Raw genomic sequence first — 1,065 nt, 5'->3', positions numbered from 1 at the left:
ACGACAAGCGCGGTTACGTCTTCCTCGGGACCGCGACCGCCGCAACCCTCGTCATCTGGCTCCGGGCATGATCGGCCGGACAAGTCCTAGTGCCGACCTGCTCCGACCTCCTCGCCGACCTGACCAAGGAACGCGAGCGCATCACCAAAGCCATCATCGATTTGCAGACCTCCCGCGCCGCGCTCGACAAAGTCATCGCCGCAGCCCCCGCCGATGTCGCAGAACGCCCGGCAAGCAGCGCAATCGTCCGCAGCACACGGGCATGACCGCCACCGATCCCGAGTAGCGCTGCCACCGTCAACAACGTCCTGAGCCGCAACAGTTAGGCGGTGCCTTCTAGAAACTCACGCACCAGCGGCACGTCCTTGCGTGCGGTGAGTTCGGAGCACAGATTGCTCAGGGTGGTCGTGCCGCGGGCGGAGGTGACTCCGCCCATGTGCTCGACGGCCCTGTGTGCCGTCTCCACGGCGCCGTCGAGTTCTTCGAGCGCGATTCGGGCCTCTGCCTCCCGCGCCAGGTAGATGGCGGCGCCGCGCGGGAAGTCGTTGTCCTTGTAGGCGTCTGCGCTGCGGCACCTGTCTTCGGCGGCGGTGAAATGCGTCAGGGCCTCGTTGGGGCGGTTGAGGTTGAGAGCGCTGGACCCGGCCAGCATCCGCAGTTCGCCCAGATTGACCCAGTAAACGCAGTCCGGGTCCTCGTCCGGCGAGCGGTCGCGAGCCCGGTCGTAGGCGTCCAGTGCGGCGTTCTGCGCGTGGGCGGAGGCCCGGCCCTCGCCCGCACGGGCGTAGGCGCGGGCCAGTCGTGCGTGCAGCATCGCTTCCATGCGGGGGGGGGGGGGTGCCTCTATGTCCTTCGTCAAGCGAGCTGTGGGGTTCGGGGTTCGTAGAAGGTGCCGTCGCGGAGCATGGCGAACAGGACGCTGATGCGGTGGCGGGCGAGGCGGAGAAGTGCCTGGGTGTGGGTCTTCCCGCGGGCTCGGCAGCGGTCGTAGTAGGTGCGGGAGGGGGGATCGTGGAGGGCGGCGAACGCGGAGAGGAACATCGCGCGTTTGAGCTGGCGGTTCCC

Annotated in this window: 2 protein-coding genes and 1 pseudogene; 1 reads left to right on the top strand and 2 read right to left on the bottom strand. The window is 68.2% G+C overall.

Translation table 11 applies throughout. From position 1 onward, the window contains the following. The first annotated feature begins 89 nt into the window (after positions 1 to 89). Positions 90 to 266 carry a hypothetical protein gene (locus ACZ7N4_RS39195; protein WP_471368831.1) on the top strand — a complete coding sequence of 59 codons (177 nt, stop codon included), beginning with the start codon at positions 90 to 92 and terminating at the stop codon, positions 264 to 266. A 56-nt stretch (positions 267 to 322) separates the two neighbouring features. On the opposite strand, the gene ACZ7N4_RS39190 is transcribed toward ACZ7N4_RS39195, so the two are convergent. Next, on the bottom strand, positions 323 to 814 hold the full coding sequence (locus ACZ7N4_RS39190; protein WP_471368828.1) for a hypothetical protein: 492 nt from the start codon (positions 812 to 814) through the stop codon (positions 323 to 325). A gap of 41 nt (positions 815 to 855) precedes the next feature. Next, a pseudogene (locus tag ACZ7N4_RS39185) lies at positions 856 to 1,065 on the bottom strand (IS110 family transposase); the annotation flags it as partial.

The organism is Streptomyces sp. NPDC107654 (assembly GCF_055639035.1).
The sequence above is the reverse complement of the archived record's forward strand: the minus strand, read 5'-3'. Positions and strand labels throughout refer to the sequence as shown.

Bases quoted from the DNA above. Each gene is read 5' to 3' on its own strand.
- ACZ7N4_RS39190 (WP_471368828.1), bottom strand. From the start codon at position 814: ATGCTGCACGCACGACTGGCCCGCGCCTACGCCCGTGCGGGCGAGGGC.